The 22,016-nt window shown below is 32.9% G+C and carries 22 protein-coding genes; 13 read left to right on the top strand and 9 right to left on the bottom strand.

The features are described 5' to 3' along the window. Positions 1 to 53 precede the first annotated feature (53 nt). From bshB1 to DK508_RS07595, 3 genes are all read right to left on the bottom strand, one after another. Positions 54 to 770 carry a bacillithiol biosynthesis deacetylase BshB1 gene (bshB1, locus tag DK508_RS07605; RefSeq protein ID WP_109300147.1) on the bottom strand — a complete coding sequence of 239 codons (717 nt, stop codon included), beginning with the start codon at positions 768 to 770 and terminating at the stop codon, positions 54 to 56. Positions 771 to 772: 2 nt separating this feature from the next. Continuing rightward, positions 773 to 1,942, bottom strand: coding sequence for a PLP-dependent aspartate aminotransferase family protein (locus DK508_RS07600; RefSeq protein ID WP_109300146.1), 1,170 nt, complete (start codon positions 1,940 to 1,942; stop codon positions 773 to 775). A 112-nt stretch (positions 1,943 to 2,054) separates the two neighbouring features. After that, positions 2,055 to 4,289, bottom strand: coding sequence for a response regulator (locus tag DK508_RS07595; RefSeq protein ID WP_160114596.1), 2,235 nt, complete (start codon positions 4,287 to 4,289; stop codon positions 2,055 to 2,057). 278 nt (positions 4,290 to 4,567) lie between these two features. Here DK508_RS07595 and DK508_RS07590 point away from each other — a divergent pair, with 278 nt between their 5' ends. The 9 genes from DK508_RS07590 (at position 4,568) to ribB (ending at position 12,817) form a co-directional block, all read left to right on the top strand. Then, positions 4,568 to 5,206: a peroxiredoxin gene (locus tag DK508_RS07590; protein WP_109300144.1), complete on the top strand. Its 639-nt coding sequence runs from the start codon at positions 4,568 to 4,570 to the stop codon at positions 5,204 to 5,206. A gap of 68 nt (positions 5,207 to 5,274) precedes the next feature. Continuing rightward, entirely contained in the window at positions 5,275 to 5,589 is a 315-nt protein-coding gene (locus DK508_RS07585; RefSeq protein ID WP_109300143.1) for a co-chaperone YbbN, read from the top strand. Next, on the top strand, positions 5,570 to 5,827 hold the full coding sequence (locus tag DK508_RS07580; RefSeq protein WP_109300142.1) for a hypothetical protein: 258 nt from the start codon (positions 5,570 to 5,572) through the stop codon (positions 5,825 to 5,827). Before DK508_RS07585 ends, DK508_RS07580 begins: the two co-directional genes overlap by 20 nt. Positions 5,828 to 5,933: 106 nt before the next feature. After that, on the top strand, positions 5,934 to 6,434 hold the full coding sequence (gene tpx / locus DK508_RS07575; protein WP_109300141.1) for a thiol peroxidase: 501 nt from the start codon (positions 5,934 to 5,936) through the stop codon (positions 6,432 to 6,434). Positions 6,435 to 6,440: 6 nt separating this feature from the next. Beyond that, a complete protein-coding gene (locus DK508_RS07570; RefSeq protein ID WP_109300140.1) occupies positions 6,441 to 6,809 on the top strand; it encodes a diacylglycerol kinase in 369 nt (122 codons plus the stop codon). Between the two features lie 67 nt (positions 6,810 to 6,876). Further along, on the top strand, positions 6,877 to 9,363 hold the full coding sequence (locus DK508_RS07565; RefSeq protein ID WP_109300139.1) for a DNA translocase FtsK: 2,487 nt from the start codon (positions 6,877 to 6,879) through the stop codon (positions 9,361 to 9,363). 67 nt (positions 9,364 to 9,430) lie between these two features. Next, positions 9,431 to 10,063 carry an outer membrane lipoprotein carrier protein LolA gene (locus tag DK508_RS07560; protein WP_235016353.1) on the top strand — a complete coding sequence of 211 codons (633 nt, stop codon included), beginning with the start codon at positions 9,431 to 9,433 and terminating at the stop codon, positions 10,061 to 10,063. 104 nt (positions 10,064 to 10,167) lie between these two features. Next, the gene (locus tag DK508_RS07555) at positions 10,168 to 11,619 is read left to right on the top strand and encodes an LptF/LptG family permease (RefSeq protein ID WP_109300138.1); all 1,452 of its coding nucleotides are present in this window, start codon (positions 10,168 to 10,170) and stop codon (positions 11,617 to 11,619) included. Between the two features lie 46 nt (positions 11,620 to 11,665). Then, positions 11,666 to 12,817 (top strand): 3,4-dihydroxy-2-butanone-4-phosphate synthase, encoded by a 1,152-nt coding sequence (gene ribB, locus DK508_RS07550; RefSeq protein WP_109300137.1) that lies wholly within the window; start codon positions 11,666 to 11,668, stop codon positions 12,815 to 12,817. An 8-nt stretch (positions 12,818 to 12,825) separates the two neighbouring features. Here the strand turns inward: ribB and DK508_RS07545 are convergent, their stop codons facing one another. Continuing rightward, positions 12,826 to 14,016 (bottom strand): DegT/DnrJ/EryC1/StrS aminotransferase family protein, encoded by a 1,191-nt coding sequence (locus tag DK508_RS07545; protein WP_109300136.1) that lies wholly within the window; start codon positions 14,014 to 14,016, stop codon positions 12,826 to 12,828. Between the two features lie 119 nt (positions 14,017 to 14,135). After that, positions 14,136 to 14,765, bottom strand: a complete 630-nt coding sequence (locus DK508_RS07540) for an NAD(P)H-dependent oxidoreductase (RefSeq protein WP_109300135.1) — start codon at positions 14,763 to 14,765, stop codon at positions 14,136 to 14,138. A 90-nt stretch (positions 14,766 to 14,855) separates the two neighbouring features. Between DK508_RS07540 and DK508_RS07535 the strand changes: the two genes are divergently transcribed. Then, entirely contained in the window at positions 14,856 to 15,242 is a 387-nt protein-coding gene (locus DK508_RS07535) for an acyl-CoA thioesterase (RefSeq protein ID WP_109300134.1), read from the top strand. A 74-nt stretch (positions 15,243 to 15,316) separates the two neighbouring features. Here the strand turns inward: DK508_RS07535 and nhaC are convergent, their stop codons facing one another. Further along, positions 15,317 to 16,798, bottom strand: coding sequence for a Na+/H+ antiporter NhaC (gene nhaC / locus DK508_RS07530; protein ID WP_109300133.1), 1,482 nt, complete (start codon positions 16,796 to 16,798; stop codon positions 15,317 to 15,319). Positions 16,799 to 17,587: 789 nt separating this feature from the next. Between nhaC and DK508_RS07525 the strand changes: the two genes are divergently transcribed. After that, entirely contained in the window at positions 17,588 to 18,220 is a 633-nt protein-coding gene (locus tag DK508_RS07525) for a type II CAAX prenyl endopeptidase Rce1 family protein (protein ID WP_109300132.1), read from the top strand. Here DK508_RS07525 and DK508_RS07520 read toward each other — a convergent pair. Genes DK508_RS07520 through DK508_RS07510 form a run of 3 tightly spaced genes read right to left on the bottom strand, consistent with a single transcriptional unit; the run spans position 18,217 to position 20,079 of the window. Then, positions 18,217 to 18,789, bottom strand: coding sequence for a non-canonical purine NTP diphosphatase (locus tag DK508_RS07520; RefSeq protein WP_109300131.1), 573 nt, complete (start codon positions 18,787 to 18,789; stop codon positions 18,217 to 18,219). The genes DK508_RS07525 and DK508_RS07520 overlap by 4 nt on opposite strands. A gap of 17 nt (positions 18,790 to 18,806) precedes the next feature. Next, on the bottom strand, positions 18,807 to 19,331 hold the full coding sequence (locus DK508_RS07515; RefSeq protein WP_109300130.1) for an HAD family hydrolase: 525 nt from the start codon (positions 19,329 to 19,331) through the stop codon (positions 18,807 to 18,809). Next, positions 19,315 to 20,079 carry a Rossmann-like and DUF2520 domain-containing protein gene (locus DK508_RS07510; RefSeq protein ID WP_109300129.1) on the bottom strand — a complete coding sequence of 255 codons (765 nt, stop codon included), beginning with the start codon at positions 20,077 to 20,079 and terminating at the stop codon, positions 19,315 to 19,317. The genes DK508_RS07515 and DK508_RS07510 overlap by 17 nt, the downstream gene beginning before the upstream one ends. A 211-nt stretch (positions 20,080 to 20,290) precedes the next feature. On the opposite strand from DK508_RS07510, the gene DK508_RS07505 reads away from it, so the two are divergent. Both DK508_RS07505 and DK508_RS07500 read left to right on the top strand, forming a co-directional pair. After that, on the top strand, positions 20,291 to 21,619 hold the full coding sequence (locus DK508_RS07505) for a hypothetical protein (protein WP_200831852.1): 1,329 nt from the start codon (positions 20,291 to 20,293) through the stop codon (positions 21,617 to 21,619). A gap of 34 nt (positions 21,620 to 21,653) precedes the next feature. Continuing rightward, positions 21,654 to 21,941, top strand: coding sequence for a hypothetical protein (locus DK508_RS07500; protein WP_109300128.1), 288 nt, complete (start codon positions 21,654 to 21,656; stop codon positions 21,939 to 21,941). The last annotated feature ends 75 nt before the right edge of the window (positions 21,942 to 22,016 follow it).

The raw sequence follows: 22,016 nt of genomic DNA, 5'->3' as shown, positions 1-22,016 counted from the left end.
TTTCAGGCAGCAAAAATAAAGTATTTCTACATTTCTACAAACAATTTTTTGCATTAAATTAAATTAAAAATTGAATCTACTGCTACAGAGCGTTCTACAGTAAAACCTTCGGCGTATTGTACGCCAATAATTCGACCTAAATCGGCTGCTCGGTATTGTATGCTGTCTAAAAAGTTCTTGCTAGAGATAGGTGTAGAGGGTTCTTTACTGCCCGCATCATAAAATTGTGACTCATATGCTTCAACACTTTTCATTTTTTGATCCATGTGACCACTAATGTCTACTACAAAATCTGGGGTAAGATTTTTCCATTGGATGTAATGATATACATGCTTTGGTCTCCAAGCTTCTTGTGATGCTCCATTATAAGTGGTTTCAATCTTTCTTAATCCTGATAAAAAACAGGCGTCGCTAGTTAACTTACTACCTTTTCCATGATCGATATGTCTATCATCAATGGCATTACATAATACAATCTCCGGACGATATTTTCTTAGTATTTTAATGATCTCTAATTGATGTTTTTCATCATTTAGAAAGAAGCCATCTCTAAAACCAAGGTTTTCCCGAGTAGCAACACCCAAAATTTTGGCTGCATTTTTTGCTTCTTGATCTCTTATTTCTGGGGTACCTCTAGTGCCCAATTCTCCTCTTGTAAGGTCAAGTATTCCTACTTTTTTTCCATTATGAACTTCTTTTGCAATAGTTCCAGAGCAACTTAATTCTACATCATCAGGATGCGCTCCTATGGCAAGAATATCTAATTTCATATTTAATATTGTAATGCTAATTTTTTTACTTTTTGTATGGCTTGTTGGATATCTTCAATAAGATCTTCTTTTTCTTCAATTCCTATGCTAAATCTTAATAGCCCATCCTTTATTCCTTGATTTTTTCTTTCTTCTTCGGTAAGTAATGCATGCGAAGTTAGAGATGGTGATAGCATGGTGCTTTCTACGCCTGCTAGACTCATAGAGCTTTTAATGAGTTTTAATTCTTTTTGAAATTTACTAGCATCAATATCTTCATGCAATTCAAAAGATAACATCCCCCCAAAACCACGCATTTGTTCCTTGGCGATTTCATAATCGGGATGAGATTTTAGCCCTGGATAATATACAGCAGTTACATCTTCTTGTTTTATAAGCCATTTGGCTATTTTTAATGCAGTTTTGTTTTGGCGTTTAACACGTAGTCCTAGTGTTTTGATACTTCTTTCTAACATCCATACTGTAAAGTCACTTAAACTTCCTCCGAAGTTCTTTGCTACTTGAAAAATTTGATCTATATTTTGTTCGGTAGAGATTACTGCACCAGCAAGGATATCACTGTGTCCACCTAGGTATTTGGTTGCAGAATGTAATACAACATCAATTCCTAGTTCAATAGGGTTTTGATTTACCGGTGACGCAAAAGTATTATCTATCATAGAGACGATTCCATTCTTCTTAGCTAATCCAGCAATAGCTTTCATATCGGTAATGGTTAATAAAGGATTAGAAGGCGTTTCTATATATATAACTTTTGTATTGGGTTGTATTTTTTCTTCAAAACCTGTTACATTTTGAGAATCGACATAAGAAAATTCTATTCCATACTTTTCGAATTCTTCATTAATTAAATTGGCGGTACCTCCATAAAGTGTTCTTTGTAATACGATATGATCACCTTTTTGTAAAAAAGCGAATAGTGTAGTGCTTATGGCGGCCATTCCGCTTCCAAAGATTAAAGAAGACTCTCCTTTTTCGAGAGCAGCTATTTTTTTACAAAGTGCTTCTTGATTTGGGGTGTTAAAATACCTTGGATATCGTTTTGTATCTACTCCTTCAAAAGCATAAGATGTAGATAGATAAATAGGTGAGATAGCACCTTTAAATTGTATGTCCTCAATTTCTCCTATATGCGTGCAAACAGTATTAAAACCTGGTTTTTTAGAACTCATAATAATGTAATGATCTTGTGTTTTGCATCTAAATTAAGATATTCAAAAGAAACCAAATAGCATTTAACAATTAAATGCAAAATATTAAGAAGTAGAGGTGGAGAGTAAAGAATTATGCCATCTTAACTTTAGAGATATTTCTCATGATCGTCTGAAAGAACTGTTGGGTATCGTATGGTTTAATGATGACATCATTCATCCCTACAGATAATGCCTGGTTGCGAATTTCTCCCTCTTCAACAGCGGTTAAAGCAATAATCGGTAAATGCGAATTAAAAGTTCTAATCACTTTTGTAGCCTCGAGACCATTCATTTCGGGCATATTAATATCCATTAATACTAAATCAAATTTTTCATCTTTAACTGTCTTAATGGCATCCATACCATTACTAGCAATATTACAGGTATACCCCTTCTTTTTGAGGATATTTTGAGTTACGATTTGATTTATTTTATTGTCATCAACAATAAGAACATTAAAATTGCTTGTTCCTATGCTAAGATTTTCTCCGGTTTTTAAAGATATTTCTTGTTCTTTTACAGCTTTTTCATAAGATAAATCAAAATAGAATTCAGACCCTTTACCTTCTTGACTTTTTATTTTAATATCACTCTTATGAAGATGAATTAATTTTTTAACAATAGCAAGGCCTAGTCCAGTTCCTTCATATTCTTGATTCTCATTTTTTACTTGAGCAAAATTGTCAAAAATTGATTGTTGTTTGTTTTTAGGTATTCCTATTCCATCATCTTTAACCACAAAACGTAAAAGATAACTATCATCTTTCACATCAAGAGATTTTACCTGAACCCAAATATTCCCATTTTTTGTAAACTTAAGAGCATTACCAATCAGATTGATGAGTATTTGAGATAATCGTACAGAGTCACCAAGCAATGTTGTATTAATACTTTGGTCGATATCTATATGAACCGTATTATTATTACTCTTTTGTTTGGTATGAAGCGAGTTTACGATTCCTTCTAGTAGGGATCTAATATCAAAAGAAACTTTTTCTAGCTTAACCTCATTAGTTTCAATTTTACTTAATTGTAATACATCATTAATTAAAGCCAAGAGATAATCACCAGAAAACTTTAATGATTCTAGGTATTCAGTTTTCTTCTTCTCTTCAGGGTTTTCCATTAAAAGAGATGTTAAGCCAATTACTCCATATAGAGGTGTTCTAAGCTCATGACTTACTGTCGATATAAATTGAGACTTAAGTGTAGATACTTGTTCTGCAGTTTCTTTTGCACTAATTAATTCTCTATTCTTTTCGATTAGGTCACTATTAAGTCTTTTCTTTTGAATATTATTTTTATACGAACTAATTAAGAAAGCCATCGAGATTAAAATTAGAATAATACCAAGAATGATACTTATTCTCCATTTTAGAACTTCAGATTCACTTTCTTTTTGCTCATTCTCAGCTTTTGTAGCTCTATTTTTATATTTATCAACCTCATATTTAATATTAGCTCGCCTAAGTTCTTCTAACTTTTTGTATTCGGTAGCTTCTAGAATATTTTGAAATTGTTTTTTCTGATACGTATATGCCTTTTGATAATCTTGTTGCTTTCTATGCAATTCAGATTTGGTTTCGTAAGCAGAAGCTAAGGCTTCAAAGTATTTAGAAGTTAGTTCATTATTATTATTTTTATTTTTTGTCTCACTCAAGGAGTAAGAAATCGCTTGATCTATATAATCCTCAGCTTCTTCATATTTTCTGGTATTAAGAAAATATTTTCCAAGCAACCCAGTTAATTTAGCTTTTACTAGATTAGTTGATTTTTTATGAATGAGTTCTCTAGCCGGGTCAAGATATTCATAGGCGCTGTCAAAATCACTTCGAGTAATATAGTATTCGCCTAAATTCAATAAAGGCCTTATCATTCTAACGGTATCATTTAATTTGACCGCAAGTTCATAAGATGTTTTGTAGGATGTTACTCCTTTTGCTCTTGTAAGGTTATGCTTGGTATCAACTCTAGCGAGATTATTATGAAGATCAGCTTGTAAAGCAAGACTTTTAGCGTGTCGTGCATGTATTAACGCTCGACCATAGTTACTTCGAGCTTTTATATCTTCATCATTAATTTCATAATTCTTAGCAATAATATTATAGATATCACCCAAACTTTTGTCGTCATTATTGTATTGGGCATTCTGAAGAGCAATTTTCGCCATCTCCATAGACTCTTCATATTTATACTCTTCTTGCAACTTCATAGCTTTTTCAATATATATTTGAATGCTATCAGTAACTATTTGAGCTTGAGATTGTACCGTTTGGGTAAAACCTATTAGAAATAAAAGGGTTATATGGCAAATAAAGTTTTTCAAATATTGAATAATTCTTGCTTGGTTTAGTGGACCAAAATACGAAAATAGATTAAACATAGTGCAATTCACCGTAAAAAAAGTGCAATTTATCCGTAATTTTTGTAGGTGAATCTTCTTTTTTGTAGGAAAGTTTCAGTTTTTATAAGAAAATTAATTTATGATTAGAAAAAACTATTTAAATATAAATAATTAGAATAAAGTACTATTCTTAATTGTTGGGCTCGATGTATATTTGCGCTGTCAAAAAATAATCAATTATAAATTTTAAAAATAAGAATATGACATTTGTAGGTAAAAAATTCCCTAGTTTAAACGTTGACGCAATGAACGATATGGGGGATACTTTTAAACTTAATGTTCTAGAAGAAGCTAAAAACAACAATAAAAAAGTAATACTTTTTTGGTACCCTAAAGATTTTACTTTTGTATGTCCAACAGAATTACATGCTTTCCAAGAAGCTGTTGCAGAATTTGAAAAGAGAAATACTATTGTTATTGGAGCTTCTTGTGATACACCAGAAGTACATTTTGCATGGTTAAATACCTCTAAAGATAACGGCGGAATTGAAGGTGTAACATATCCAATTCTTGCAGATTCTAATCGCAACCTTGCAAGTACGTTAGGAATTCTTGATATCACTAATGAAACGTATAACGAAGAAACTGGTGTTGTAACCGTAGAAGGAGATAACGTTACCTACAGAGCAACTTATCTAATTGATGAAGAAGGAATAGTTTTCCATGAAGGTGTAAATCATATGCCAGTGGGAAGAAATGTTGCTGAGTTTTTAAGATTGATTGATGCGTATAGCCACGTTCAAAAGAACGGAGAAGTATGTCCTGCAAACTGGGAAGAAGGAAAAGAAGCAATGAATGCAAATAGAGAAGGAGTAGCTTCTTATTTAGCTTCAAACTAATAAAGAAAAATAACTTTCTCTGTGATCTTAAATCACAGAGAAAGTATGTTTATTCAAATAATATAAATATGATTCAAGAATTAACCGAAGATAATCTTTCTCAAATCGTTGACGATAATCAAATTGTAATCGTACAGTACTCTGCCTCTTGGTGTGGTAATTGTAGAATTATGAAGCCTAAGTTTAAAAAAATGGCGACAGAAAAAAGTGATGCGACATTTTTAATTGTTGATGCAGAGAAGTTTCCAGAGTCGCGAAAAATGGCAACGGTTAATAATCTACCAACTTTTGCAGCTTTTAAGAACGGAGCTTTTGTAAATCAAGTACAAACCAATAAATTTGAGATTCTTAAAGAATTAGTAGATGAAATTACCAATAATTAAGCACCTAACAGGGTTTATTGAAGAAAACGATGAAGATTTTGTCGTAGAAGCAATAGAAACATTAGAAGCCTTAACAGAAGTCCCTTCTTTAAAAGATGAAGAACTTGATGTGATAGGGGAGTTGATTTCTAATATGTACGGAGCATTAGAAGTTGATAAAATGATAAAGGATGGTGCTACAAAGAAAGAGGCTCTAAATAATTTTATGCAAAGGGTCTTAGGATCTATTGATGCATAAAAAACCTTCTTTAAAGAAGGTTTTTTTTATTTTGTAGAAACGTTATCAAAATTACCATATAATCATTAATTTTAAAGCTCAAAAAAACAACAACAATTATTATATCATGGCTTCAATAACTTTACAAGGAAACGAAATACATACAAATGGTAATTTACCAGCAATTGGCCAAAAGGCCCCAGATTTCGAATTGGTAAATACTGATTTATCTACTTCTAAATTATCAGATTTTCAAGGCTCTAAAGTGGTTTTAAATATTTTCCCTTCCATTGATACAGGGATATGTGCGGCTTCAGTACGAATGTTTAATAAAGAGGCTAGTAGCTTATCAAATACCAAGGTTCTTTGTATATCTCGTGATCTTCCTTTTGCACAAGGTCGTTTTTGTGGAGCAGAAGGATTGAAAGATGTTATAAGTCAATCTGATTTTAAAACTGGACAATTCGGAAAAGATTACGGACTCGAAATAGTTGATGGACCAATGCAAGGATTGCATTCTCGTGCGGTTATTGTTTTGGATGAAAACGGAAATGTTACGCATGCAGAGCAAGTACCAGAAATTGTTCAGGAACCTGATTATGCAGCAGCAATTAATGCCTTGTCATAATATAAAATGAGTAAAGCTTCTAAATTTATTTTAGGCAGATTGCGTGGTTGTGGTTATGCTTTTAAAGGTGCACTACTTTTATTAAAGACAGAACCAAGTATCCAGGTCCAAGCTACCATTGCGGTAATTATGACTGCATTAGGATTTTATTTTGAAATTTCTTCTGTAGAATGGATTTTGCAAATTTTTGCCATAGGTTTGATTATGAGTGTCGAAGGGGTAAATACCGCAATAGAAGCAATAGCAGATTTTATTCATCCGGATTTTCATGATAAAATTGGGTTCATCAAAGATGTAGCAGCGGGAGCCGTATTTATTGGGGCTGTGACGGCTATAATTATTGGTTTAATAATCTATATTCCCTATTTCATTTAGAAAATTTTTTAGGCATTTTTACGTTCCATTATAGATATTCGTATTTTTGCGGTAAGACATCCAAAAAATGGCTAAAAGAAAGGTAAGTACAAAAAGGAAAACAACAAAAAAACCTAAAACTTCATTAAGAGAAAAATTTACACTGTCCAGACAACAAAAAGTAGTTCTGGGAAGTTTTTTATTCTTTTTGGGGATAGGATTATTCTTTGCTTTTATTTCGTTTTTCTTTAACTGGAAAATTGATCAAAGTGAAATTTCTCAATTTTATAATAGAACTTCTTCTCCAAAAAATTGGTTAAGTAAATTTGGAGCCACAGTAAGCCATTTCTTTATATTTAAAGGTTTTGGAATTTCGGCTTTGATATTACCGGTGTTAACCTCTTTAACAGGGGTATATCTGTTCTTTGATTTAAATAAAAGAAAACTTGCTGGATTCTGGTTTTGGGGAACCTTAGTAATGGTGTGGGTTTCGGTAGTTCTTGGTTTTATACGAAAAGAAAGTGGTTTATTGGCAGGTGTGATCGGGTATGAGACTAATGATTTTTTACAAGATTATATTGGTTTTATAGGAACAGTCTTAGTACTTGCATTTTTTGCAATAGTGTACATAGTTGTTCGATTAAGATATACCCCAGAGAAATTAACCGAATCCCTAAAGAACACTCAGAAAGTTATTACGAAGGATTTTGAAGCAGCTTCAAAGAAAAATCCAACAAATACTACTACCAATAATGGTGTGGCAAGTGAGAAGTTAGAACACTCAGGATCTAGTATTAAAGAAAGAATAGATACTTTAATAAATAAATCTAAGGATAAAGAAAAGAAAGAGGAAGTCGTTCAAACAAATACAGACACTAATGAGGTTACATTAAACCCTACCATTAATGAATTTTATAAGGATCCAAATAATAGAGATAGCGAGATCCCTGAAAAATTAATTATAAAATCCGAGGATAACCCTGAAGATATAGCCATGGAAGTTGAAACAACTGTGGAAGAAAAAGAGGTTAAAAACCTTAGTAATAAATTGGTGAAAGATTTTGGAGAGTTTGATCCAAAATTAGAGTTGGGTAATTTTAAATTCCCGACGATTGATCTTTTAAAAGATTATACAGCTAAAGGCGGCGGAATTACAATCGATCAAGGTGAGCTAGAAGAAAATAAAAACCGTATTGTTGAAACGCTTAAGAATTATAAGATTGAAATAGCACAAATAAAAGCAACAGTTGGACCAACGGTTACTCTTTATGAGATTGTTCCTGAAGCTGGGATTCGGATTTCAAAAATTAAAAACCTAGAAGATGATATTGCATTATCTCTAGCTGCTTTGGGGATACGTATTATTGCTCCTATACCTGGTAAAGGAACTATTGGGATCGAAGTGCCTAACAAAAATGCTACAATTGTATCTATGAGATCAGCAATTGCCTCTCAGAAATTTCAAAATGCAGAGATGGAGCTTCCTTTATCGTTAGGAAAAACAATATCCAATGAGACCTTTGTAGTAGATTTGGCAAAAATGCCTCACTTACTAATGGCCGGGGCTACCGGTCAAGGTAAATCTGTTGGACTTAATGCAATACTCACCTCATTGTTATATAAGAAACATCCGGCAGAGGTTAAGTTTGTACTAGTCGACCCAAAAAAGGTAGAACTTACATTGTTTAACAAAATAGAACGACACTATTTAGCAAAGTTACCAGATACTGATGAGGCTATTATCACCGATAATACCAAAGTGATCAATACTCTTAATTCTTTATGTATTGAAATGGATGCGCGATATGACCTTTTAAAAATGGCTATGGTGCGGAATATCAAAGAGTATAATGCAAAATTTAAAACCAGAAAACTGAATCCAGAAAATGGACATAGATTTTTGCCGTATATTGTATTGGTTGTAGATGAGTTTGCGGATCTAATTATGACAGCTGGTAAAGAGGTTGAAACGCCTATTGCTAGATTAGCCCAATTGGCCAGAGCAATAGGAATACATTTGATTATTGCTACTCAAAGGCCATCTGTAAATGTGATTACCGGTATGATAAAAGCTAATTTCCCGGCTAGAATAGCTTTTAGAGTTACTTCTAAGATAGATTCTAGGACGATTTTAGATACAGGAGGCGCAGATCAATTGATTGGTCGAGGAGATATGTTATATACACAAGGAAATGATCTTGTTAGAATACAATGTGCCTTTGTAGACACACCAGAAGTAGAACGTATTACAGAATATATAGGAAGTCAAAAAGCCTATCCGGATGCTCATCTATTGCCAGAATATGTAGGCGAAGAAAGTGGCACAAGTCTTGATATAGATAAAAGCGATAGAGATAAACTTTTTAAAGAAGCTGCAGAAGTTATTGTCACAGCACAACAAGGTTCTGCGTCTTTATTACAACGAAAACTGAAATTAGGATATAATCGAGCTGGTAGATTAATTGATCAATTAGAATCTGCTGGAATCGTTGGCCCTTTTGAAGGAAGTAAGGCTAGACAGGTTTTAGTTACCGATTTAGTTGCGCTTAAACAATTGTTAGATAGTGAGTTGTAATTAAAGCTTAATGTATCGACTTTACAATTAAGAAATGAATATTAAAACGAAGAAAACGTATAAAATGATAAGAAAGATAATGTTCCTGATTTTTGTTCTAGGAATTACAGCAGGACAAGCGCAAAGTGCAAAAGATCTTTTGGATGAAGTTTCACAAAAGGTAAAAGGATATACTAATATTGTAATTGGTTTTAAATATGCTATTAATAATCCAACCGAAAATGTTTCGCAAGAGACCCGTGGAGATGTAGCACTACAAGGAAATAAATATCGACTTAATTTAATGGGGACAGAGCAACTATACGATGGTAAGAAATTGTATGTTATTATTCCCGAAGATGAAGAAATTAATATTTCATCTCAGAATGAAGAAGATGATAATAGCATTACACCATCCAAGATGCTTACTTTTTATGAAGATGGATATTCCTACAAAATGGATATTGTGCAGGATGTAAAAGGACGCAAAATTCAATTTGTAAAACTCACTCCAATAGATTCTAAAAGTGATTTAAAAGAAGTGTTATTGGGTATAGATAAACAAACCAAGCATATTTACAAAATGATTCAAAAGCAAAACAATGGTTCTAATGTAACTTTTACTGTTACGAGTTTTAAAACAAATCAACCGCTTTCTGAAACATTATTTATGTTTGAAGAATCCAAATACGAGGATTATTATATTAATCGATTAGATTAATACTTGTAAATAATATAGCAAATAAAAGAACGGGTATTAAAAAATGCACGTTCTTTGACTTTTAATTCATTATCAAAATAATGCAACTAAGAAATAGTTAATTCGTGAAAATACTTGATAGATATATTTTAGTAACTTTTTTAAAGACGTTTTTTCCACTCTTTTTTATTATAATGTTTATTCTTTTGTTGCAAACGATATGGTTATTTATATCTGAATTAGCGGGAAAAGATTTAGATTTTTCGGTGATTATAAAGTTTTTAACGTTTGCTACTCCTCGTTTAATACCGATGGTTTTACCTCTTACCATTTTGCTTACTTCAATTATGATTTTTGGGAGTTTTGCTGAGAATTATGAGTTTGCGGCTATGAAATCTTCTGGGATATCATTACAACGAGCAATGAGAACACTATCTGTTTTTATATTTTTTGTTGGAATAGGTGCGTTCCTTTTTTCTAATACGGTTATTCCTGCTTCAGAAAAACGTTTTATTAATCTTAGAAAGAATATAGTAAAGGTCAAACCGGCAATGGTAATTACTCCGAATCAGTTTAATGATCTTGGGGATATAAATATTAAAGTTTCAGAAAAATTTGGTAATAATGATGAATTTCTGAGAGATATTATTATTCATAAAAAAGCAGCACGACCTGGCAATTTTACTGTAATAAAGGCAGTTGACGGACAATTAAAAGGTAGTACAGATTCTGATCTTGTGACCTTAATTCTTAATGATGGGAACTATTATGACGAAATACAGCAAAGATCACCACAACGTAGAAAAAAATTACCTTTTGCCAAAACTCATTTTGAAAAATACTTACTCAATATTGATTTGTCTTCATTAGATAATGTGGATATGGATGCCCAGCAATACAAAAAAGGGTATAATATGCTTAACGTTAATGAGCTAAGACATGAGATAGATACATTATCGATACGGGTTAATGATGAGGTGAAATCGGTTACGGATGATGTGAGTAGGAAAAATGGATTGAATGAACTTAATAAAAACCTTAAGATAGATACCATAATAAAAGCTGCCAAAACTGTTAAAGATACTTTGGACCTAAAAGAATACTTTAACACTGCTCAAAAAATGCAGATCTATAAACTGGCCTTTTCTAATACTGATGGGGTTATTAGAAAGATTAATTCTACAGAAACTGGCAATGTAGCATTAAAAAGAGCTTTAAATAAGTATGAAATGTCGTTGCATGATAAATATGCACTAGGTATAGCTTGTATTTTATTATTTTTTGTTGGTGCTCCTTTAGGAGCAATAATAAGAAAAGGTGGTATGGGATTACCTATTGTAATAGGAGTTGTATTGTTTTTGACTTATCATTTTATTGGAATTTTTGCCAAGAATAGTGCCGAAGAAGGTGGTGTTCCTCCTTTTATTGGATCTTGGCTTTCTACATTTATAATATTTCCGCTAAGTATATTCTTAACTAGAAGAGCTACAACAGATCAAGGTATCTTCAACTTTGATACTTTTACCCAACCTATAAAAGAATTCTTTATAAAACGTTTTGGTAAACGTAAAAAGTAGATTTCTTTTTAAATATCTTTGCAAGTAATTATTTAAGTGTAACACTATGTCAGAAATTACAGAGACCACAAATAAAATTAAATTGAATACTATTCAAGAAGCCATTGAAGATATTCGACAAGGAAAGGTAATCATTGTGGTTGATGATGAGGATCGTGAAAATGAAGGAGATTTTTTGGCTGCTGCTGAAAAGGCTACACCCGAAATGATAAATTTTATGGCTACTCACGGTCGAGGCCTTATTTGTGCACCTCTTACCGAAAACCGCTGTGAAGACCTGAAGCTTAATATGATGGTTGGGAATAATACAGACCCGATGGAAACTGCTTTTACCATTTCTGTGGATTTAAAAGGAAAAGGCGTTACAACAGGAATATCTGCTGCCGATAGAGCAAAGACTGTTTTGGCATTAACTGATTCTGATACTAAACCGCATGAATTGGCTCGTCCTGGACATATATTTCCACTAAAAGCAAAAGAAGGTGGGGTATTAAGAAGAACTGGGCATACCGAAGCGGCTATTGATTTTGCCAGATTAGCGGGATTAAAACCAGCAGGTGTTATTGTTGAGATCATGAATGAGGATGGTACTATGGCTCGTTTACCCCAATTGTTAGAGGTGGCAAAGAAATTTGACCTTAAATTGGTGTCGATTGAAGATTTGGTTGCTTATCGCATGCAACACGATTCACTTATAGAGAAGAAAGAAGATTTTGATATTGTTACTCGTTTCGGAAAATATAGACTTAGAGCTTATAAGCAAACTACTAATAATCAAATTCATATAGCATTAACCTTGGGTAACTGGAACGATAATGAACCAGTCCTAACCAGAGTAAATTCTACATTATTTAATAATGATATACTTGGTACTTTAACAAACAATGCAGATAAACGCTTGGATGCCATGTTTAAAAGAATAAACACTGAAGGTAAAGGAGCTATAATCTTTATCAATCAAGAAAGTCAATCTCTTAACCTTTTGGGACGTTTAAAAGGACTTAAAGAGATCCAAAATGGTAAAGATGTCTTGAAAGCTCCAAAAATCCTTATGGATAGTAAAGATTTTGGTATAGGTGCTCAAATATTACATGACCTTAATATTCATAAGCTTCGTTTGGTATCAAATACGGTACAACAAAAAAGAGTTGGTATGATTGGATATGGCCTAGAAATAGTAGACTATGTAAATTACTAAATGTACATCTAGAGTACACTTTTTATTGCACTAACCATTTTTGATGCCCTTTCTTTAACTTCGGCTTCGGTCCAATTTAATTTAATTAAACAAGATATAGTTCGACCCATCCATACATCACTAGGGTCAAAAGATCTTTTGTTTTTTTGTAGACCTAGTTGTATTTCATTAGAAAATTTACCCAGAGATTTTTGTTCTAATAAATGCTCCCATTTTTTGTAATAGTGCCAATTATTATCAAACCAATAAAAACAAGCATCAACATTATTTGCCCCTAAGGCTTTATGTGTCTTTCTAGCAAGGTCTTCATTGGGTAAAAATATACTAAGAAAAGCATAACTTTCTACTCCGGTTTCTGGAACTCTTCTAAAAGTAACTTCTGGAATAGAGGTTAGCGCATCTCGCAGGATGGTATAATTTTTTTCCTGTACTTCTAAAATGTGATCCAATTTTCTTAATTGTGCAATTCCAACTGCGGCATTCAATTCTGATAAACGGTAGTTGTACCCTAAAAAAGGATGTGTTTCTGCACCTCGATCATTACCTACGTGATCATGTCCGTGATCCTGATATTTGTGTGCACGATCCGCATAGATCTTAGAGTTAGTAATCAATCCACCACCTTCACCACAAGTAACCATTTTTACATAATCAAAAGAGAAACAACCAAGATCACCATAGCTACCCAAAGGTTTACCGTTGTATGTTCCTCCAATTGCTTGACATGCGTCTTCTAAGAGAATTAAATTATGCTCCTCGCTAATCGCTTTTAAGGCACTTAGATCTGCCATAGAACCGCACATATGCACAGGCATAATAGCTTTGGTTTTTGGTGTAATAGCAGCTTCTACTGCTTTGGGATCTAAAGTAAGTGTATCGTCAATATCGCACAAAACAGGTACGGCACCAACTGATAATATGGCTTCAAAACTTGCAACAAATGTAAATGTTGGCATAATTACTTCGTCTCCAGATCCAATTTCTGCACAAGCCAAAGCAACGGTTAATGCTGCAGTACCACTAGATACTACCTGGGCATATTGAGTTTGCATTTTTTTTGCCAAATCTTTTTCTAACTCTAATGCTTTATGGTGTCCGTTTCGCATAGAATCAAAACCATATCTCATTAAAACTCCGTTGTCCAAAACATCTTGAACTTCCTTTTTTTCTTCAGCTCCAAATAACTCAAATCCTGGCATAATGATAGTGTGTAAATTAAAAACTCTTTCCGGCAAAAGTACCGAAAAGAGTTTTGATATTGCAGTTGATATTTTATATTTTTTTAAGTAATACTATCCCTCAAAAGAAAGTAAACGTTCTAAAGAGTAATAACCGTATCTTGTATAGGCCTTCTTACTTTTTTTAATTCAGAAAACATGTCGTCTTTAGCTCGGTAACCTACTGGCATAACCAATATTGAACTTAATCCAAGTTTATGAAGCTCTAATATTTCATTGTATTTTTCAGGAACGAAACCTTCCATAGGGCAAGCATCAATTTTTTCAATGGCACACACGGTTAATAAATTTCCCATGGCCAAATACGCCTGCTTAGCAGCCCAACTTGTTACTTCTTCTATTTTTTTATCTTTAAAAGAGCTTACCAATTGCTCTTTAAAAGGGTTTAATATTTCATCTGGAGTATCTCTTACTGTTTTTACATTGTTAAAGTGCTCCGTGATATATTCTTCATCTATTTTGTTTTCGATACAAAAAACCAAAACATGAGAGGCATCTACAACTTGTTGTTGATTCCAAGAGTGTGCTGTTAATTTCCCTTGAAGTTCCTTATTACTTATAACAATCAATTTTAACGGTTGTAAACCATAAGAAGTTGCAGTAAGGTTAAAAGCTTCTGTAAGCGTATCTATTTTTTCTTGAGGAAGAGTTTTATCATTATCAAATTTTTTGGTGGCATAGCGCCATCGCAAACTATCTATAATATTCATTTTAAGTTTTTTTAAATATACAGCAAAGATACTGTGATAAGATTTACCTTTGATATATAAACTAATAAGAAAAAACTATATCGCGATTGTATGAACAATATAGATGAATTGATAGAAAAATCAGAAACTAGAATTTTTAAGGCCGTTTTTCCTAATACCACAAACCATTATGAAACGCTATTTGGTGGTACTGCTTTACAACTTATGGATGAAGTTTCCTTTATATGTGCAACCCGTTTTAGCAGAAAAAAGGTAGTAACTATCTCTTCGGATAAGGTTGATTTTGAAAAGCCAATTCCAGAAGGTACTATTGTCGAATTAATAGCTAAAGTGTCTGAAGTCGGACGTACTAGTTGTACGGTAAAAGTTGATATTTTTAAAGAAGACATGTACAGTTATGATCGAGAAAAGGCAGTTTCGGGTTCATTTAAGTTTGTGGCTATTGATAATCACAAAAAACCTACTCCTATAGTGTAGTACATCAAAAATTAAAATAAAAAAGGTGCATGTTTTAAACATGCACCTTTTTTATTTTATATAATTATTCTTAATTACTTCGTTGCTAACTGTTTTATTTTTATCCTAAAGGCGGCAAAAATTAAAGTCATAAATGGACTTAACCAATTAAAAATGGCAAAAGCAAAATAATCTACCACAGGTACGCCTAGTACTCCACTTTGATAAGCTCCACATGTATTCCATGGGATAAGAACAGAGGTTACCGTACCAGAATCTTCTAAAGTTCTACTTAAATTTTCTGGAGCAAGCCCCTTATCTTTAAACGCTTTTGCATACATTCTTCCTGGTACAACTATTGCCAAGTATTGATCAGATGCTGTTACATTAAGTGCTAAACAGCTCACTACTGTACTGGCAAAAAGGCCAAATACAGAATCGAATAAATTTAATAACGCTTTACTAATTCGTGCTAGTGCACCAATGGCATCCATAACGCCACCAAAAACCATCGCACACACAATTAGCCATATCGTACCTAACATCCCAGACATTCCACCAGAAGAGAATAGATCATTAAGTTGAGCATTGGTGGTTTCTACAGCAGTATCTACGGTCATTGCTTTCATTACTCCCATATAGGCAGATGTAAACGTGAGTTCTTTACTTCCTGCGATACCTATTATTATATCTGGTTGCGCTATGATAGCAGCTATGGCACCTAATAGTGTTCCTGCTAATAATGCAATTAGCGGCGGAGTCTTTTTTATAATGAGCACAATTACTAAAACCGGAACCATGAACAGCCAAGGAGAAATATTGAAAGCACTTTTAATTGCTTCTAATTGTTCTCCAATTTGTGGGGTTCCAGATGTATCTATAGAAAAACCAATAATAATAAATACAATTAAAGTGATTACAATGGTTGGTACTGTGGTATAAGTCATATATTTTATGTGAGAGAATAATTCTCCTCCTGCCATTGCTGGTGCTAAATTAGTAGTGTCGGATAGGGGGGACATTTTATCTCCGAAATAAGCTCCCGAAATTACGGCTCCAGCTGTCATACCCAACGAGATTCCTAGAGTATCACCAATACCAATTAAAGCTATACCAACTGTAGCAGATGTTGTCCAAGAACTCCCTGTAGCAATTGATATGATAGCACAAATAATAACACAGGCAGCCAGAAATATAGTAGGATTCAAAATCTGCAGACCATAATAAATCATGGTTGGTATAATCCCACTAACGAGCCATGTCCCTGCAAGAGATCCAACCATTAATAAAATTAATAATGCTCCTGTTGTAGATTTTACGTTCTTGGCTACTTCTTCCATCATCTGTTTATAGGATACCTTATTAAAAAAACCTACAATAGCAGCTCCTGCAGCACCTAATAGTAAAATGAATTGATTACTACCACTTAAGGCATCATCACCAAATACATAAACGTTATAGAAAAGCATTCCTACCAATATTACTACGGGTAGTAGTGCTTCCCAAATGTTTAATTCTCTATTTTCAATAATTTCTTCGTTGTTTGGGGTGGTAGGAGTGATGTTTTGACTTTCCATTTGATAAATTCGAAATTTTATGGATGTAATGTTACGATATTAATAAAATCTATGCAACGTCTGGATTCAGTTTAATTAGATAATACCAAAATAAAATAGAATCATTATAGAGAGTATATTACAATATTTTAATTTAATAATGTATTTTATCGATTATTTACGCGTTTTGTCGATAAAAAGTGTTTTATCTATTAAGCATTTTATAATAAACAGGAGTAAGTGCACTATTTTTGAAGTGTAAAAGAAGAAAAGTAAGAGAAAAAGAAAAATTAAGATTGTTTGTTTGATTGTTTTTAGACTTTTTTTGTCCCTGGAAAAAATAATTCCCCCGAGTTATTAGCCCAAAACCTAATAAAAGCCTCTTCCCCAAGGAGGCTTTTTTTGATATTAATTAATAATGGAAATCGCTAATTAATCAATAAAAATACACTTTTATCGATATTATTTGCTTTTTAACGATTAAATTTATATATTAGATTCAGAAATGTAAGATTCTTGTAAAGAAAATATAGTTTTACTTTAAAGAAGTAAACAACATAAGAGATACTAAAAATTTTGATTAGCCCCATTGAACTAAATTAAATTTACCCCAAAATTATTTTACCCTATAAAAGCCTCTTTCCCCAAGAGGCTTTTTTTATTGTATTTCACATTTCATTACATAAGTTTATGCTTTTGCGATGATAATACGAGATTGAGTCGACTTTAGATCTTTTTTACAAGAATAAAATCTGATCGCATTATGGGTGTTTCACTTTTTATATAGAACTTAGTAAAAAAAATAAAATAATGCAGAACCGCATATATAAAGGAGTTGAGTTGTTTCTTTTTTTTATTTTATTACCATTAAGTTTTTTATGGAAGTATCCGATACTGATTAAGGTAGTACTTACAGTTGTTGGGTTTGTATACATATTGGTTTTATTAAAAAGAAATGGGTTATTAAAATTGAGATTTCCAGAGAAAGAATATTGGGCACCTTTTTGGAGAGAAACACTTATAAAACTGGCAATAGTTATAATCGTTACTGGGTTATACGTGTTTTTAGTGGCACCAGATAAATTATTTGCAGTATTGATCAAAAAACCACAATTGTGGCTTATGATATTGTTTATTTATACGTTTTTATCTGTTTGGCCTCAAGAGATAATTTATAGAACTTTTTTTTATGAACGCTACGAAGGTTTAATTAAAAATAAATGGTTATTTATTTTCCTTAATGCCATACTTTTTTCGTTAGCTCATATTTTTTTAAGAAGCTTTTTGGTGCAGTTGTTAACTTTTTTAGGCGGATTATTATTTGCGTATACATATCAAAAAACAAAATCTACTACTTTGGTTTCTGTAGAACATGCTATATATGGAAATTGGCTATTTACTGTAGGAATGGGAGAGATGTTAGCTTTTCCTGGAGTAGATTAAGAATTTAAAAATTTAATTAGTTGTTGTACTGCTTTTCCGCGATGCCCTATTTTGTTTTTTTCTAAAAGAGGTAGTTCTGCAAAAGTTTTGGTATAGCCTTTGGGTTGAAATACAGGGTCGTATCCAAAACCACCTTGGCCTTTTTCTTTTAAGGTAATGGTTCCTTCGCAAATTCCTGTAAAAACTTTTTGTTTACCATTTAATTCTAGAGCAATTACTGTTTTAAAATGAGCATCACGATTTTCTTTTCCCGTTAATTCGTTTAAAAGTTTATTCATATTAGCCTTGGCGTTTTTATCCTTTCCTGCATATCTAGCCGAATACACACCAGGGGCCCCATTTAATATATCTACTACCAAACCAGTATCATCTGCAAAACAATCCATACCGTAGTTTTGTTTAATGTATTGAATCTTTTGTTTTGCATTTCCTTCGATTGTAGGAGAAGTTTCAGGAATATCTTCAGTACATCCAATATCTGCTAAACTTACTATTTCAATTTGTGGTGGGACTAAGGCTTGTACTTCCTTTAATTTATTCAAATTATTTGTGGCAAATACTAATTTCATATAATCTATACTATTAACTAAGCTTCGGCATCAAAGTTAGAAATCCATTTCCCTTGCACTTTAAGAACCTGTTCAATTACATCTCTAACGCAACCTTTTCCGCCTTTTTTAAAAGAAACATATTTTGATACTTCTTTAACCTCTGCAACTGCATCTTGCGGGCAAGTAGGTAATCCCACCATTTCCATAACCGGTAAGTCCGGAATGTCGTCGCCCATATAAAGTACATTTTCTATTTTTATGTCATAAATATCCATATACTCATTTAGTTGTTTTACTTTTTGATGAGCTCCAAGATATATATCCTTGATGCCCAAACCACTTAAACGTTTCCGTACACCTTCATTTTTTCCTCCAGATATAATACACACATTAAATCCTTGTTGCACAGCAGTTTTAAGGGCGTATCCATCTTTTATATTCATTGTTCTTAATAACTCTCCATCGGTATGTATAAGTACTGTACCATCTGTGAGCACGCCATCGACATCAAAGATAAATGTTGTGATATGCTGTAAGTATTCTTTATAACTTTTTTCCATATTTTGACTGTATAGACCTGGTTAAGGTTTGGTATATTTCTTTTTGTGTATTGTCTGTTAGTATATTTAAGTGCCTTTGTATTGTCTCCAAATCATTTCTAATCGCAGGACCAGTTTGTGCTTTATCAGGTATGATTTTTTGAATTTTTTGAGCAGTTTCCTGAATTAGCGGATGTAAAATCTCAAAAGGAATTTCATGTTCGTCGCAAATATCGTTACCAACAGAAAACAAGTAATTGGTGAAATTATTCACAAATACAGCAGACACATGTAATATATTTCTTTGCTCTGAAGAAATCTCATACACCTTTGGCGATAAAAAAGATGCAAGTTTTTTTAGAAGTTGTTTGTCATCTTTACTTTCTGCTTCTATGCAAAAAGGGATTTTAGTAAAATCAACAGTTGTGTTTTTACTAAAGGTTTGTAATGGATAAAATACTCCTTTTCGATTTGTATCTTTTATAGTACTCATAGGTACACTACCCGAGGTATGAACCACAAATCTATTTTGAAAAGGTAAATTAGTAGAGATTTCCTCTATGGCATCATCACTCACTGCGAGAATATAGATGTTGGCCAAAACAATCTTATTCAGATCAGTAACAATTTTATTGTTGTTTTGATCTGGGTGTAATGTTATTCCTTTACGATTATAACATTGTACGATATCTACCAACTTTTGAGAACTTAAAGCAGTGTATAAATGCTGAGCTACATTTCCTCCTCCAAGAATTACAACTTTGATCATTTGGCAAAAATAAGCAAGTTACAGTAAAAAGAGGAACAATCCTTTTATTCTTTTAATTAGAAAACAGGAAAATTTTGTAACCTTTTTTAAGTGTTTTTATCTAAGTCCTAAGCAAGCTTAAGAATGTACATTGATAATCTACGATTGCAATGCAAAAATCTGTTATAAAGCTCTTAAAAAGGATATTAAAATAATACACAAAAATGACGTCATGAAACTTAAAAAAACAATTTTTGTATTCACTTTGATTGGAGTGGGTATTCTTTGTAGTCAATGTAAATCCGATGATAACTTAATTCCTATCCCAACAGAATTAGTAATACCTCCTCCTATAGAATTAAACTTAAATCCTAGATTGGTAGAAGAAGGGAAGGCAACTTTTCGTTTTGATACTTTTGGCGATGAGGATTTCTGGAGCGGAGTTTTGGAATTGGATAAAGCAGTATTAGGTGAGGCTAATGGAGGTTTTGGACCTGGATTAAGCCCTAATTTAGCTTTAAATGTGGGATTAAAAGTAGATGCAGAAGCATTACCACAAAATATTGTAGATGCTATTGCTGCAGGAGAAATAGATTTGGATGATCCAGCAACTACAATAGCGCTTTTAGGTTTGGACGCTGTTGTGGGGGTAAAGGGAAATTTTGATGAAACTGGGAATTTAGCTTCTATGGGTATCACTTGTGCACTGTGCCATTCTACGGTAGATAATTCTTTTACGACTGGGATAGGGAAACGACTTGATGGCTGGCCTAATAGAGATTTAAATGTTGGAGCAATTATAGCATTTACCAAAAATCAACCATTAGCAGATTTACTAGGTGTTGATATTACAACACTTAATAATGTTCTTAATGGTTGGGGTAAAGGGAGATTTCCTGCAGGATTACTTTTGGATGGTAAGGCAACACAGCCAGATGGTACAATAGCAGCCAATTTGATCCCACCAGCTTACGGACTTCAAGGCATTGAACATGCCACATATACGGGGTGGGGAGATATAACGTATTGGAATAGATTTGTTGCTGTTTTAGAAATGGGAGGGCGGGGCAACTTTTCAGATCCTAGATTAAATAACGAGATGCAATTCCCTATAGCGGTAGCAAGAGGAGCGTTTGATGTTATGGTAGAGAATGATTTGGTAGATTCTAAATTAGAGGGATTAAGAGAATATCAATTGTCATTATTGGCTCCTGTACCTGATGAGAATAGTTTTGATGAGATGTCTGCAATACGTGGTAAAATATTATTTGATGGTAAAGCTAATTGCGTTTCATGTCATACGGGGGCGGCATTTGCAGATAATATACTACATACTCCCGAAGAAATAGGCATTGACGATTTTGAGGCAAATAGATCTCCTACAGGCAAATATAGAACGCCTCCTTTAAGAGGGTTGTTTGTAAAAGAGAATGGAGGTTTTTTTCATGATGGACGATTTGCTACTCTTAATGATGTGGTAATGCATTACGATGCTCATTTTGAACTTGATTTAACTACCCAGGAACAAAATGACTTAGTAGAATATCTAAAGGCATTATAATATATACCGGTTTTACCACTTAAAAAATGAAGTAATGAAAAAGAAATTGGCACGAGCTAATATTGCCTTGCATAATATATGCTGTACGTATTGTAAAGAAAAGATTTTGAAGGGCTTATCCCAAATTAAAAACATTTCTAATATCTATGTAAATGTACCTGATGCTTTTGTGATGTTTACTTTTATTAAAGCCAATGATTTATCCACTGTTGAGAATTGTTTAACCTCTTTGGGGTACCCGCCGATAGGAGATAAAATTGATGATATCTTCAAAACAACATGCTTTTGTAAATTAGAAATTGATAATAGATGTTATACATAGCATATACTTCTGTTAAAACCTATAAATCAAAAGCGGATAATGGCATAATATCTTTGTAAAAACACTAAATTTGCC

Origin of the sequence: Aquimarina sp. AU474, from assembly GCF_900312815.1 — a bacterium.
Classification (GTDB): Bacteria; Bacteroidota; Bacteroidia; order Flavobacteriales; family Flavobacteriaceae; genus Aquimarina.
Note: the sequence above shows the minus strand (reverse complement) of the source record. Positions and strands in the feature narration are given on the sequence as shown.

Bases quoted from the DNA above. Each gene is read 5' to 3' on its own strand.
- bshB1 (WP_109300147.1), bottom strand. From the start codon at position 770: ATGAAATTAGATATTCTTGCCATAGGAGCGCATCCTGATGATGTAGAA.
- DK508_RS07600 (WP_109300146.1), bottom strand. From the start codon at position 1,942: ATGAGTTCTAAAAAACCAGGTTTTAATACTGTTTGCACGCATATAGGA.
- DK508_RS07590 (WP_109300144.1), top strand. From the start codon at position 4,568: ATGACATTTGTAGGTAAAAAATTCCCTAGTTTAAACGTTGACGCAATG.
- DK508_RS07585 (WP_109300143.1), top strand. From the start codon at position 5,275: ATGATTCAAGAATTAACCGAAGATAATCTTTCTCAAATCGTTGACGAT.
- DK508_RS07580 (WP_109300142.1), top strand. From the start codon at position 5,570: ATGAAATTACCAATAATTAAGCACCTAACAGGGTTTATTGAAGAAAAC.
- tpx (WP_109300141.1), top strand. From the start codon at position 5,934: ATGGCTTCAATAACTTTACAAGGAAACGAAATACATACAAATGGTAAT.
- DK508_RS07570 (WP_109300140.1), top strand. From the start codon at position 6,441: ATGAGTAAAGCTTCTAAATTTATTTTAGGCAGATTGCGTGGTTGTGGT.
- DK508_RS07565 (WP_109300139.1), top strand. From the start codon at position 6,877: ATGGCTAAAAGAAAGGTAAGTACAAAAAGGAAAACAACAAAAAAACCT.
- ribB (WP_109300137.1), top strand. From the start codon at position 11,666: ATGTCAGAAATTACAGAGACCACAAATAAAATTAAATTGAATACTATT.
- DK508_RS07545 (WP_109300136.1), bottom strand. From the start codon at position 14,016: ATGCCAGGATTTGAGTTATTTGGAGCTGAAGAAAAAAAGGAAGTTCAA.
- DK508_RS07540 (WP_109300135.1), bottom strand. From the start codon at position 14,765: ATGAATATTATAGATAGTTTGCGATGGCGCTATGCCACCAAAAAATTT.
- DK508_RS07535 (WP_109300134.1), top strand. From the start codon at position 14,856: ATGAACAATATAGATGAATTGATAGAAAAATCAGAAACTAGAATTTTT.
- nhaC (WP_109300133.1), bottom strand. From the start codon at position 16,798: ATGGAAAGTCAAAACATCACTCCTACCACCCCAAACAACGAAGAAATT.
- DK508_RS07525 (WP_109300132.1), top strand. From the start codon at position 17,588: ATGCAGAACCGCATATATAAAGGAGTTGAGTTGTTTCTTTTTTTTATT.
- DK508_RS07520 (WP_109300131.1), bottom strand. From the start codon at position 18,789: ATGAAATTAGTATTTGCCACAAATAATTTGAATAAATTAAAGGAAGTA.
- DK508_RS07515 (WP_109300130.1), bottom strand. From the start codon at position 19,331: ATGGAAAAAAGTTATAAAGAATACTTACAGCATATCACAACATTTATC.
- DK508_RS07510 (WP_109300129.1), bottom strand. From the start codon at position 20,079: ATGATCAAAGTTGTAATTCTTGGAGGAGGAAATGTAGCTCAGCATTTA.
- DK508_RS07505 (WP_200831852.1), top strand. From the start codon at position 20,291: ATGAAACTTAAAAAAACAATTTTTGTATTCACTTTGATTGGAGTGGGT.
- DK508_RS07500 (WP_109300128.1), top strand. From the start codon at position 21,654: ATGAAAAAGAAATTGGCACGAGCTAATATTGCCTTGCATAATATATGC.